Source organism: Bacillus cereus group sp. N24 (assembly GCF_016483345.1).
GTDB lineage: Bacteria > Bacillota > Bacilli > Bacillales > Bacillaceae_G > Bacillus_A > Bacillus_A toyonensis.
On sequence record NZ_JAEHCA010000038.1, the window covers coordinates 19,890 to 33,747 of the forward strand.

Sequence of the window (13,858 nt, forward strand, 5' to 3'; positions counted from 1 at the left end):
ATGATAATTAAACATAAAAATCCTTTTATTCCCTAAAGCCTAAATGAATCCCTCATCCGAAAATAATTTCAATATAATTTAATAGTGATTGACGCATATGTGTCTTTTAGATGGATATGTAAAATTACATATCCATCTAGGAGTAACTAGCATACATACGCCAAAAATATTATTATCGTATAAATAATATTTTTGTTACTACGAACATCACAGGAGAAAACTCCCCTCATGCACTTTTTAACGGATAAATTATCCATAAAATAACAATATTTGCTTATTTACTTACTATTCATTATAGGAATACAAAAAAGCGATTCTTTTCACATGAAAAGAATCGCTTTCTAGGTTCATATTTTCAATTACGTTACATAAAGAATTGAGGAATTATCATTTAAGAGACTTAACTATCACTTCAGTTGCCTCTGCAATTAGTTGATTATCATAGGTAGCCTCTTTCTCATCTTTACTAGATAAAATTGCGATGATAATAGGTGCTCTATTTGGCGGCCATACGATAGCAATATCATTTCGTGTACCATAACTTCCAGCTCCTGATTTATCTCCAACTATCCAGTCAGTTGGTACGCCTGCACGAATAAGTTTGTCTCCTGTAGCATTTCCTTTCATCCACTCTGTAAGAATTTTACGTTTTTCAGCCGGAAGTGCATTTCCGACCGTAAAAGCTTTAAGATTCGAAGCAATTGCTTTCGCTGTACTAGTGTCACGAATGTCTCCTGGAATAGCTTCGTTTAATTCTGTTTCAAAGCGATCAGACATAGTAACCCGATCCCCGATCTGTCTAAGCGCTTTTTCATATCCTTTAGGTCCGCCTATTTTATGAAATAAAATGTTCCCTGCAGTATTATCACTTGAACGAACAGCAGCCTCAGCAATTTCTCCTAGTTTCATTCCAGTATCTACATGTTTCTCTGTAACAGGTGAATAATCCACTAAGTCTTCTTTCGTAAATTTTATGACTTCATTTAATGTATCAATTGAGTTTTGCTGTAGTAATACTCCTGCCGCTAAAGCCTTGTAGGTTGATGCGAAGGCAAATCTTTCGTTATGTCGATAAGAGATTGTTTGATTTGTACCAGTATCAATCGCATATACACCTAATCGAGCATCAAATTTTTTCTCAAGTTGAGAGAACTCTTTATGCGTCGCCTGATTTTTATGTTTCACTTGTCCAGCCTTTTCCTTCGCTTCAACTTGCAATGCCCCTCCTGTAAAAGTTTCTAGACTTGTAACACTTAAACCTAATATACCAACGCACATTCCTATTTTTAGCATCCTCTTGTTTTTCAAAATCATCATTCCTTTCAAATTTTCAGCACCTTTTTATACGTACACATAATAGACAATCACGGAACCAAATTTGTTCCATAAACCGAAAAAAATTTATAGCTAGTATGAGAGTTATTAACAAATAAGAGATAGTAGCTATGATCGCCGCTATCTCTTATTTCACATTTCATTTTTTTACTTATAAATGGCTTTATATAAACAGGGTCTCTTCCCTGAGAAAAGTACTCTAATTTTGCTTAGAACTATCTGTATTAGTAGCTTCACCATGTATACGTTGCTTTTTCAAATCAAAGTATACATCTAAAACTTCCTTTCCAATTATAGAATTAATTCCACTTTTATCATCATGAAGCCATGGGACTACTATAGAAAATGCTACTTCTGGATTATCATATGGAGCATATCCAACTAATGTTAAATTGTAACATTCCATACGTTCTCCTTTTGCATTTCTACCAATTGGATCATCTCCTCCATATACAGTTTGAGCTGTCCCTGTCTTTCCTGCTGGTTTATATGGAGCATTTTTGAAATGTTTCACGCCAGTTCCATCACCTTCTTGGAATACCCATCTAAACCCCTCTTTTATCCGATCAATATGTTCTGTCTTCATATCAACTCGATTTAATACGACAGGCTCTATAGAGCGTATAACTTTTCCAACCTCTTCTTCTTTTATTGATTGTTCTCGTATTTCTTGTACAATTTGAGGTTGCATTCTATAACCACCATTCGCAATTGTTGAAATATATTGTGCCAATTGCAATGGCGTATACGTATCATACTGACCGATAGAAAAATCTAGTAAAAACCCAGGTTGACTATCTACCGTTCTCGTTTGTCCGGTTATTTCATTCGGTAAATCAATACCTGTTGGGACACCTAAACCAAATTGTTTAAAATAAAAGCGCATCGTATCAAATGCTTCTTGTTTAATATCCAACGTACCATTTGGTACGTAATTAACCCCTGCGATTTGTAAGGCCGTTTGGAACATGTATACATTCGAAGATACTTGTAAAGCTCTTAAATCATTAATATTACCAAATCCAGATACATTCCATGATTTCTTAGCTTGTGTACCTTTAAATTTCATAGGCGCGTCATAAAATTGATCTCCTGGATGTATTGCCCCTGTCTCATATCCAGTTAATAAAGTAGCACCTTTTACAGCTGACCCTAGCTCATACGAAGTTGTCATGTTACCTAAAGCCAAATCCTCAATCTCTATTTTCCCTTCTTTTTCTACAATCTTTTTGCCTGCCATAGATAAAATCTGTCCATTATTTGGATTCGTCATGACGACAAAAGCTCGGTCCAACAGTGGCTCTGAACTCTTAAAAGCTCTCAAGTTTTTCTCTATACTTTCTTCCACTTTTTTTTGTAATTCCATATCAATCGTTAATGTTAAACTATTACCACTTTTTCCTTTAGAGATTATTTCTGTGCTAACAATATTTCCGGATTTATCAGTAATGTTTTTCACTTCTTCTTTTGTACCGTGTAATGCATCTTCATATCGTTGTTCAATATAGCTTTTTCCTACACGATCATTACGGTTATATCCACGTACCAAATAAGAATCTAAGTTTTCTTTCGGTAATCCTTCTTCACTGCTTGTAATATTACCTAACACGGAACGAAATAAATTACCATTTACATAATTACGTTCCCAATCAACCGTTGCATCTACTCCCGGAAACTCCTCAAGCTTTTCACTTATCCGCGCATACTCTTCATCTGTTACGTCTTTTTTGATAATTTGTGGTGTCAATTGATAACCTGCATTCATTTTGCTTTTAATAGCTAACACCTTTAAATCTTGTGCTGTTAATTCTGCCAATTCTACTTCTGTAACGCGACTTCGTCTTAAGTCATCAATTTTTTTATCTAACTCTTTTCCCTCTATTCCCTTTTCTTTAAACTTTTCTATATCTTTTTTAGTAACCTTTGTCTCCGCGCGTTTCTTATTCAACTGCATCCAGAAATCTTTTTTATCGATTTCGGTTAACTTATTTATATCTTGTTCGGACATTTCAAGTACTTTCGCCAAGTCTTTTGCTGTTTTTAAAATATCTTCACTCGTAATCCCCTTCACCCTTGTATACGTAATTGTGCGAAGAGATTTATTATTAACGACTGCTTTTCCTTCTCGATCTAGGATTTGTCCACGTGGAACTGGTATACTAGTTGTTTCATTTTGACTGCTTTCCACTTGGTTTTTATAAGCCTCTCCCTCAACGATTTGTACTTTTCCTAGCTGCATAATAATAGCTGAAAACAGTATAAATATGCAAAGGAACATTATATTTAATCGAATAGATATATATGTCTGCTGCTTCTTTTCTTTTTGTTTTTTCATAAATCCTCCATATAATTCTTCCGGAACTCCTCACTTATACTTAGTAAATAAATACGTTCCCTATATATTAGAAACCACCATTCAGTTATAAATAGTGTCTTATCTTTTTTTCTACATCCTTGTAAGCGTTAATTTCTTTTCGTTTAGCCGCGTAACTGATACATCTCCTTTCCTGTTTTTCTCTCTATTTTTTTGTTGCTTGCATTAGAAATGCTAAACTGTATAATGACTCATATTAAACTTACACATAGACTTGCTAGTAACTTTTTATACTAATTATTCCTTTCTTCATGCTGTAATACTTAATAGACAACCTAAGTAATAAAGTTGTTCCACATTTACAAAAAAAATAATTAACTATAAGATGAAATAGACTACATAAGGGAGGGTTATATGTTACATATAAAAAGATGGAGATTTTTTGCGGTTCTTTCTATTGTAGGTTTGATTTTACTACTTTTAGTAAAAATCAACTTCATTTCAATTACTATCGCAACTTCTTCAACTGAAAGAGGAAAAATTTTCGATCAAAATGGTGTAATACTAGCTACAAATAAGAAAGTTAAGTCTATATATTGCACTTTAAATGATGAAAAGCTATCGAATCAAGATACATCAAACACATTAGCTTTTTTCAATCAATTTTCAAACGAGTTTCAACATGACATTTCTGCAGAGGACATAAAATCACAATTACAACAATCTTGTAAAAAGCAGACTATGAATGATATACCGTTATACTCTGACATAAATGAGAGTGAACTTACATTCATAAACAAGAACAAACCCAATAATGTAATAATTAAAGATGAATGGATTCGATATTATCCAAAACACGAAATTGGTTCACAGCTAATTGGATATGTAGAAAATGACCTTAATTCTAAGTATGGACCTGTCGGAAAAAGTGGGGTTGAGCTTCAATATGAAGATGATTTAAAAGGAAAACCCGGAAAAACTCTGATTTTTAAAATGAATAATAAAAAATTCTCATGGAACATTCAAAAAGTACAAAGAGGAAAAGATGTCCGGCTAGTTTTAGACTCGAAATTGCAGCAAAAAACTGAGGAAGCATTACGATCTCAAATTAAGAAAACACATGATGCTAAAGCTGGTTATGCTGTAGTAACTGATGTAAAAACTGGCGCAATTTTAACTATGGCCAACTCGGCAGTTTTTAATCCAAATACATTATATACACATGTATCATTTAGAAATGAAAACATTAAATCACTTTCGCAAAATAAAGCAATTCAAAAATTAAAGTATGGTGAATATTATGTAAATATGGCCTCTACTATAAAGCCACTTACTATTTTAATTGGATTAAACGAAAAGCTTTTTCAACCTGAAGATACTTATTTAGATAAGGGTACTTTTCAGTATGATAATCAAAATAACATTACGAATGCACCTGGAACGCCAACAGGTGAGATTACACCGAGGCAGGCTATCATTAATTCATCTAATACATTTATGACTGCAAAAGTAGCTCTGCCCTTATTCAACAAAAATAATGGGAATATAGAAAAAGTGGCACATATATGGACAGATTATTTAATGCAATTCGGCCTACGTTCTAAAACCGGGATTGATTTACCCTTTGAAGAAGACGGACAATATGAATTCCATCCATCTAATAAGTTTGAAAATGGAATCTCTGCTTTATTAAATGCCTCTTGGGGAGGAAATGAAGTGCATACCCCTCTTCAACTCGCTCAATATGCAGCTACTTTGGCAAGTAAAGGTGATAAATATAAACCTCAAATCGTAAGTGCTATTATGGATCAGGACGGTAAGGAAACAAAAAAGTTTAAACCAATTTTAGAAAGTTCAAATCGTTATCCTATGAAATTTTGGAGTGTCGTGCAAGGCGGAATGAGTCAAAATATAGAGGAAATTAAAAACTTGCCCTTTCATGTCGCAGGTAAAACAGGTATAACAGGCTCTCCCAACGAGCAAGAAAGAATGATAAATCATTCTCTTTTCATTGCATATGCTCCTACCGAGGATCCACAAATCGCCATTTCTGTCGTTATTCCTGGTAGTAATTCAGAAAAAAACATTGCTGCTCTCGTTACATCAGAAATTTTAGAGTCTTGGCATACACTTCAAAAAGAAAATAATAATAAAGAGGAAGGTTCATTAAAGTGAACCTTCCTCTTTTACCATATAGAATCTATATTTATTATTTTCCATTCACCATTATCATTTTTTTCGAACATGAATGAATACTTAATATCAGTTAAAACATACTCTTTTTGTACATATCCAGTATTACCGTTAATTGTCGATATTTTTATATATCCATCATTTTGCACTTTTTCTGGAATCCAAGCTTTTACCATTTCATTAGATACTTCATATAAAACTTGTGATTCTCGTTTTGGTTCAGCTAAAATTTTCGTTTTATTTCCAGTAACCGTTGCATATATAAAATGCGCTTGCTTTGGTTGGTTACTTTCTGTCAATCCACTTGGTACTTTGTATACTTTTTTTGTATCATTTGCAAATTCTCCCCCCATTGTAAGAGCGACTTGCAACTCATGAAAAATGTCTTCATCAAACTTCAATTCATCCTTTTTATAACTCTTCCCTTTAAATAGAACTTCATCATTTAATGCTCTATACAAATCATTTTCATTTTTTGAATTTGTACTTTGATATAAATCATTCATAAATTGTTTTAATGATGGATCTTGAGCAGACTCATCTTTTGTTTTCGGCTTAATTTGAGTACTACTTTGTACCGGTGATTTATTGTCATCAAGCCAAGGTTGTTGAACAATAAAAAATAACATAGTACAAACCAAAACAATTGCAACAGGCAATGCTTTTTTACGAAATGGTCTCTTATTTGTTACAGAATCTACTTCACTATTTTGATATACCGATTGCTTTATTTTATAAATAAATTCTTCTTCATCTTTCCGATGCTCCATTGGGCCTTTTTTCAATTTACTATACCAGTCAGGACTTTTTTTACTGTTCATCACTACTACCCTCCCCTATTAGTTTTGAAACTTTACTTCTCGCTCGACTTAATCTAGATTTGACTGTTCCAATTGATACACCTAATGTTTCAGCCATTTCTTCATATGATAATTCATATTTCGCGTCCAATATTAGTATTTCACGGTGTTTTTTAGGTAGTTTTAATACAACTTCCCACACTTCATTTAGTTCCTCCTGCTTAAAAAACTCTTGTTCTGCCGAGGCAGACTGCTTATCGTCACTAAAAAACCCCACTAAAGATATCCTTTTAAAATAAGAGGATTTCAAATAGTTTATTGCTGTATTTCTTGTAATTTTTAATATCCACGTTTTAATAGATGACTCCTTTCGAAATGAATGCCAATGTTTAAAAACCTTTATAAAGACATCTTGTGTGATGTCATCTGATAAGTGTGGATCTTTCGTAATAATAAATGAATAATTCCATACATCTTGCCAATAGTCTTTAATAACATAGTCAAGCTCATCATGATTACATTTTTCAATAAACTTCTGTTCCATTTCCACACCTCAAACTTATTTGAATAAACATAAAACTTCCCTCACTTTTAATATGGTTTCAATATATAGACATGATACAAGTTTCATTTGTTCCATTGTTTATCTTTTTTTGATAGAAGAATTCTCCTGAAAAATGTAAAGGTATGCAATACATTTCTTTACTTAATCACCTTTACATTCTTTTTTATGACAGGCTCTAAAAAACAAGTAATGCATACAATGTTAAAAATTTACTCGTAAAAATCTGATTATGATTTTTTAAATTTCACGCAACACTCGATTTGTATCACCTATTTTTTCTTAGAGCATACTTATTGGTGTGCTCTATTTATTTTTTTTCTAAATAACTCTTTTATTAAAGTTTAAAATCACCCTCCTTTGTCTATTTCAATTTGTTCTTCTCTTATATTTACTATTAACAACACCAAGATTTCAAATATGAAAATAAAAATGAATAAGTTTTTTATCACCAGCTGTATTAGTACCTGTCCCAATCAGACTTGCACTTCCGACTGAATCCTCTAGTTTTAAATCAGTATTTAGGGCAAACTACCAATCAGCCCGTACTTGCAAACAATGAAAATGATGCGCTATCAACTTTCTAGAGCCACATTAACATAGAAAAAGCATTCTCAATTAGGGAGAATGCTTTTTTTGAAACTTAATTGTTCTTTATTTTTCCTAATTTATACCTTTGAGTTAGGCATACATATAATAAATTTAGTAATAGATTTCACCTTATACTTAAGTGTTATTTCTGAAAAATATGTTTTATTTTTTCGCCTGGAACGTTACTCCCCCCTCTTCCTTTTACATCTTCAATCATCATGGTAACAATCATGTCTGGTGCATTTGCATCAAAAGCTGCAAACCATCCAAGTTCTTTTCCGTCTGCTTCTTTCGACTCCTTTAGTTCCGCTGTACCGGTTTTACCAGCAAGAGTTACACCATCAACCTTAGCAATTCTCCCAGCGCCATCAGGGTCATTAATGACTTTTATTAACGCACTCTTTACTATCTCTTGATTCTTTTTAGAAAGCACATTCTCTTTCCAATTCCCCGCTACTTTTGCTTCTTTTAACAGATGAGGTGACGGAATATTCCCTTCATTCACAATCGGTGCATATGTTAATGCTAAATGAAGTGGCGTCATTAATACTTGTCCTTGTCCATATCCCGTGTCTGCTAGTTGAATATCATTTTTTATCCCATCTTTTGCAATTGTTGAAATAGGAAATTCGTATTCAATTGGTAATTTTTCATGAAATCCGTACTTCTTAAATTCATTTACATACTGTTCTTTCCCCATTTTCAAAGCTTGTTGAGCAAAATAAATATTATCAGAGTACTTCATTGCCTTTTCAAAATCAATTGGACTAGCTTCCTTCACACGTGTTACATAATAATTTCCCCACGATGAATCTTTTGTCCACTTTAATCCTTGAATTTTAAATTCTTCTTTAGGATTTAATGTTTTCGTTTCCAAACCAATTGCACCTGTAATCGTTTTAAATACAGAACCTGGTACAAATGCTTTTGTGAAGCGATTCATCATTGGCAGTTTCGAGTCGTTATTCCATGCTTCTCTTTGGGCTTTTGACGCTCCTCTAACTATTATATTTGGATTATAAGCAGGGCTACTTACAAGTGCGATTGTTTCACCCGTTTTAGGATTGACCGCTGCACTAGATCCTGCTTCATTTTTCATCTCATTAAAGATTTTTTCTTGAATTGCAGCATCAATTGTTAACGTAACATTTTCCCCTTCTTTTGCTTCTTTTTTTGCTACGTTTTTAATCTCTTTACCGTTCTCATCTTCCATAAATACGCGTCCACCCTTTTCACCACGCAATTTATTCTCTAATACTTTTTCTAAACCTGTCTTACCCACTAAATCATCTGCTTGATAACCTTTTTTTTGAAGCGATTTTAACTCCTCTGCATTCACCTTTCCTATATATCCTGTTAAGTGTGCCGCTGCTTCTCCTAATGGATACGTACGAATATTTACTGGACGAGATGAAACTCCTTCTAATTCAATATAATCATTCTGCCTGGTTCCCTCTTTTAAAATACCAATTGGTACAAAGGAATCTGGTTTTATCCATTTCGCTGCGAGCTTCTGATCGACCTCTTCTATAGACATATCAAGTAATTGTGCTACTATTTCTTTCGTTTGCGCTGCCGTTTCACCTAGTTTCTCTGGAATTATTCCAACCTCAGACGCTTTACCGTTCGTTGCGAGCCCTTTTCCATTTCGATCATATATTTCTCCGCGTTTTCCTTGTTCTATTTGCATACGTACTTTGTAATCTTTTTTCATTCCTGGGAAAATGAAGTCTGGCGTCCAATCTACTTTCCAAGATTCCTTTTCTTTCACAAGTTTTGCTTCATGGATGAATGAAACTGCTCCTCCATCCGTATCCATTTTAACTTCAAATAGAAAACGTTCTTTATCTTTCGTATTCTCTCCTTTCGTTTTAATTTTTAAATTCTCAACTCCAATACCTTCATAGATTTTTTCATATTTCTCGGTAAAATCTTTTTTCGAAATCGTTTTTTTTGCATGTTCCGATAAATGATCATACATATTTGTAAATTTTTTATCATTCCATAAATTAATATATTCTTCAAGTGCCTGTTTTGGCGGTTCGTTTTTATTACATCCTACCAACATAACTCCAAAACAAAAGAAAAGCAGCATACATATTTTTTTCAATTTAATCTACTCCTTTAGTTATAAATGATTGTTCCTTTCTTAAAATATTAAATAAAAATGTTTTAACGCTTAATAGACAGTGTAAGTAATGAAATAGTTCCACATTTGCAAAAAGAATTAACTTTATTGTTAAACTGCATTCAAAAAAGGAATCCTTATAGCAAGGATTCCTTAGCAAAGAATTACAAAAACATGAACAATACGTATAATTTATATGTGCCCTATATCCTTCTTTTTCTCATTAAAACCCCCTGTACTTTATGCGACAGGGGGTTCTGACGGTATCATCATAGTTCAATTCTACAGTTTATTTAGAAGAGTCATGTACAGGCAAACTATTAAAAATCAATTCAGCAACTTTTACATATCCTTTTGAGTTTGGATGAATGAAATCCGTAGACCAAAGCGTATTGTCATTAACTAAATGATGATTCCAAAAGTCAACATGATGAAGCTTATACTCTCTACTCAATGAAAGTATAACTTCATTTGCCTCTAATAATTGTTCTTTTAATACTTGTTTTTTTTCAGAAGGGAATGGAAGCCTAACAGTAAAATCTGGAAGGTTTGCTATCATAATATCAGCACCTGTTTTACTTAATGTATCTATCATAAATTCCATATCGTTCTTATATGCATGATGATTCCAACGTCCTTTTAGAACATCATTTGCACCTGCAATTAGACTAACCAAATCTGGATTAAAAGTTAATGCCTTTTCCAATTGCTGTGAGCGAATTTCTTTAGTTACTAACCCACGCTTTGCAAAATTAGCATATTCTATATCGTTTACACACAGTTGAACAAAATGATCTACCCAGCTTTTTAATGCTATTCCCTCAACTTCATCCCCTATCCCCTCTGTAAAACTATCACCAATCGCTACAAATCGCTTCCACATATATAGTCCCCCTTTTTTGTTATTCATATCTACACTATACAATAGTCCACAGTGTAATTGTTTTTCATTTTCAATTAAATTCCATCGGAGATTTTTTAAATGAGCAAGACAACTGGATTAAACTATTTCATATGAACAAAAATATGAAAATCTACTTTATTTTCTCGCAGAAATAGGTTGAGACCAACTATCTTTGTCATTATCATTTATTCGTACTTGAAAAACATAAATAGGTTGAGAGAAGCCTTTTGTATCAGCGTAGTAATCTATATTATAATCTGTAATGACTAATGTATCACCTGCTTTGAAAGAAATTATAGGATCAAAGTCTCCTTGTTTTAGTTTTTGAAATGCTTCTTTAGGAGACAGAATTTCAACATCTCGAATATTTGTTTTTTTTGTAACTGGCTCATTGTCATCAGGCATGTTTGGAATTTCCTCTTTGTAAACAGGCATATTTTTACCTTCGTCTTTTAACTCTATTGTTGTTTTTATAGTGACATCAGTCATGTCTGTTTTTGTAATGGGATCTAAGGGCGTATTCCCAAATTCCTTCATTTGATACGAAATCATTATTCCAAGTGCAACAAAACTTACTGTAATTGGAAGAAATAAATATTTGGACATTTGTGTATCCGTTTCTTTTTTCTTCAACAATATAAGAACTATATTTAACATAGAATATCCTAGCATCATTCCTAAAGTATTATGAAGTAAATCGGCTAGTTCCATACTTCCACGTTGCATTATAAATTCAAGGATTTCAATCCATAAACTTGCTATAATTGAGCTGATTAACATCCATTTTGTTTTTTGAAAAACATTACTAAATAAAGGTAATAAAACTCCTAACGGAAAAAGCATACCTATATTCACAATGATATGGAAAAAAGAAGAAAATGAAAAGGTATTCCATGCTTTTTTATAAATACTAAGTACATCAAAGTCAATTGTTCTTGCAAAGGTTATATCATCTGAACGACCAAATGAAGTAGCTGATAATGCAAGAGAATAATATCCCGTTATTAATATAAATAATATAATTTGTTGTCCGGTAATTTTTTTTCCTCCATTACATACCTTTTTGTATACTACAAAGTAGCTAAAAGAAAAGATGAGTAGTAACAAGAATGTGAGTTGTATTGTAGGAATTGCAACGGGAACAAGTAGTTCGGAAATAAAATTCATTTTACACCTCTGTTTTTTCGAATAAAATATTCAATAGTTTTATATAACATTCTAGATTTAGATAGCAATGTGTTGTTACCTCTAATCATTATTAATATAGAATTAAACCTGTACTCTTGAACTTGCTTTATATGACCAAGCGGCTACAAAGAAACTAGCGTTTTACTAATTGTATTTTCGGCAATGTTTGGATAAACGTTACGAAGATTCTCTTTAATAAGAGGATTTTTGAAGTTATATATAATTGACCGATTCCTAATACACTTAGGAATCGGTAATATAGGTATATTTACTAAAGAAAGAAGATTCCTTCAAGCATTACACTTTTTTCCGAAAATTAGTTGTTCTTTGTTTTGCCCAGTTAATACATTTCTTTTCGATTAAATGATACGATATTATAGAACAAAGTAGTGTCATTGTAATACATAAAGTAAGAAGGAAGAAGATAGGTATCTTTGTATACAAAAGTTTAAATAGTACCATCATGATTGGAAAATGACACAAATAGATACTATATGAAATTTCCCCTACGTATACAAATACACTCTTATTTAAAAATGCTTTTACTTTTAGGTTACTCATGGCCATGATAATAAATATGCTAACACCAATTACGACACCCCAATCTTTTAATAAGAAAGTAGTATCATTACGGGAAAGACCATAAATTAAAATGGAATATAAATATAGAATAATCCCTAATGCAATAAGAAATCCTTTTTTAAATTTTTTCATATTCCTATATGAGTAGATAAGTTTTTCCTGATACTTAAAAAGTAACATTCCAACCATAAACATAGATGTAAAATGCAGTGTGTCAGCATAACCATTATAAAATCCTTCAGCTTTCCCAATATGCAACATATTAAGAAACACACTAATTAAAGAAAAACTCAAAGCCATTAGTATCGTTTTCTTCCAACTCAGTTTATAAAAAAGAAGGAATAACAAAGGAAATACAATAGATATACGCATTTCTTGAGCCAATGACCAAATAACTGGATTATAATTTTCCGTAAAAAAGTTATTAAGAAGCACAATGTGGTTTATAATATCTATGTTTGTTATAGAACCTTGCCACCTATCATAGAACCAATCCCGTAGTCCTGCCACTTCATACGGTGAAAACAAAATAAATAAAGTAAAGGTAATGATTATCCAAAAATAGTAAGGAATATAGATCCTTACAAATCTCTTAATTAAATATCCCCAATAATTTGTTTTTGAATGATAAAGTGCCATAGATAACACAAAACCACTTAGCACATAAAAAACGATTACAGCTTCTCCACCCGCCCATAAAAACCTAAGCGGGGAAAATTTAATAGAGTTAGGCAACGATGGTAGCATTAAACAAAAATGTCCAAATACCACTGTAAGTGCCGCTAACCCTCGTATGGAATCTAATTCTTTTATTCTCTTACTCATAAAATATTCTCCTTGTAAAATGTAAATTTTGCTGTTAATAAAGGCCACTATACTAGTGTAGTGGGAGAATCGTACATATTGTTTATTTAAATTCCTAATATAAGCGGTATAAACTCAATCTATGCATCTATTTTCTAGCCTCCATTTCTTTATATAATTAATTTAAAATAAAATATTTAATACAAAGAAAAGATTTTATTAAATTTTTATAAAACTTATTAACAGAAATAAGTTACCAAATATTTTTTATTGTCACATGATGGAATAATAAATGTTTTTTCATCATGTAACTTTATTAAACGAATCCTGCACCAAAATCCTTTGAATCGAAATATCCATAATAAACGCCATCCTTTCTGTATGGAGTGAACCCTGAGAATGAGACGATAAAAAACACCTCTCTAAATCGTAAGTATCAGTTATGATTTTAGTGGAG

The 13,858-nt window shown here is 32.3% G+C and carries 9 protein-coding genes; 1 reads left to right on the forward strand and 8 read right to left on the reverse strand.

Annotation, left to right across the window (positions count from 1 at the left end):
• Nucleotides 1-387 precede the first annotated feature (387 nt).
• Both bla and JDS95_RS28000 read right to left on the reverse strand, forming a co-directional pair.
• Nucleotides 388-1,314 carry a class A beta-lactamase Bla1 gene (gene bla / locus JDS95_RS27995; RefSeq protein WP_139823536.1) on the reverse strand — a complete coding sequence of 309 codons (927 nt, stop codon included), beginning with the start codon at nucleotides 1,312-1,314 and terminating at the stop codon, nucleotides 388-390.
• A 220-nt stretch (nucleotides 1,315-1,534) separates the two neighbouring features.
• A complete protein-coding gene (locus tag JDS95_RS28000; RefSeq protein ID WP_085450772.1) occupies nucleotides 1,535-3,670 on the reverse strand; it encodes a peptidoglycan D,D-transpeptidase FtsI family protein in 2,136 nt (711 codons plus the stop codon).
• Between the two features lie 393 nt (nucleotides 3,671-4,063).
• Between JDS95_RS28000 and JDS95_RS28005 the strand changes: the two genes are divergently transcribed.
• Nucleotides 4,064-5,824, forward strand: a complete 1,761-nt coding sequence (locus tag JDS95_RS28005; RefSeq protein ID WP_085450773.1) for a peptidoglycan D,D-transpeptidase FtsI family protein — start codon at nucleotides 4,064-4,066, stop codon at nucleotides 5,822-5,824.
• Nucleotides 5,825-5,835: 11 nt separating this feature from the next.
• Here JDS95_RS28005 and JDS95_RS28010 read toward each other — a convergent pair whose 3' ends face one another.
• The 6 genes from JDS95_RS28010 to JDS95_RS28035 all read right to left on the reverse strand — a co-directional run bounded on the left by JDS95_RS28010 (nucleotide 5,836) and on the right by JDS95_RS28035 (nucleotide 13,422).
• Nucleotides 5,836-6,663, reverse strand: a complete 828-nt coding sequence (locus JDS95_RS28010; protein ID WP_085450774.1) for an SH3 domain-containing protein — start codon at nucleotides 6,661-6,663, stop codon at nucleotides 5,836-5,838.
• Nucleotides 6,653-7,186, reverse strand: coding sequence for an RNA polymerase sigma factor (locus JDS95_RS28015; protein WP_000435491.1), 534 nt, complete (start codon nucleotides 7,184-7,186; stop codon nucleotides 6,653-6,655). Before JDS95_RS28015 ends, JDS95_RS28010 begins: the two co-directional genes overlap by 11 nt.
• Before the next feature lie 751 nt (nucleotides 7,187-7,937).
• Nucleotides 7,938-9,905 (reverse strand): penicillin-binding transpeptidase domain-containing protein, encoded by a 1,968-nt coding sequence (locus tag JDS95_RS28020; RefSeq protein WP_000717645.1) that lies wholly within the window; start codon nucleotides 9,903-9,905, stop codon nucleotides 7,938-7,940.
• A gap of 307 nt (nucleotides 9,906-10,212) precedes the next feature.
• Nucleotides 10,213-10,833, reverse strand: a complete 621-nt coding sequence (locus JDS95_RS28025; protein WP_002043441.1) for an SGNH/GDSL hydrolase family protein — start codon at nucleotides 10,831-10,833, stop codon at nucleotides 10,213-10,215.
• Nucleotides 10,834-10,962: 129 nt separating this feature from the next.
• The gene (locus JDS95_RS28030) at nucleotides 10,963-11,994 is read right to left on the reverse strand and encodes a VanZ family protein (RefSeq protein WP_001009407.1); all 1,032 of its coding nucleotides are present in this window, start codon (nucleotides 11,992-11,994) and stop codon (nucleotides 10,963-10,965) included.
• Between the two features lie 318 nt (nucleotides 11,995-12,312).
• A complete protein-coding gene (locus JDS95_RS28035) occupies nucleotides 12,313-13,422 on the reverse strand; it encodes an acyltransferase family protein (protein WP_000044187.1) in 1,110 nt (369 codons plus the stop codon).
• Nucleotides 13,423-13,858 lie beyond the last annotated feature (436 nt).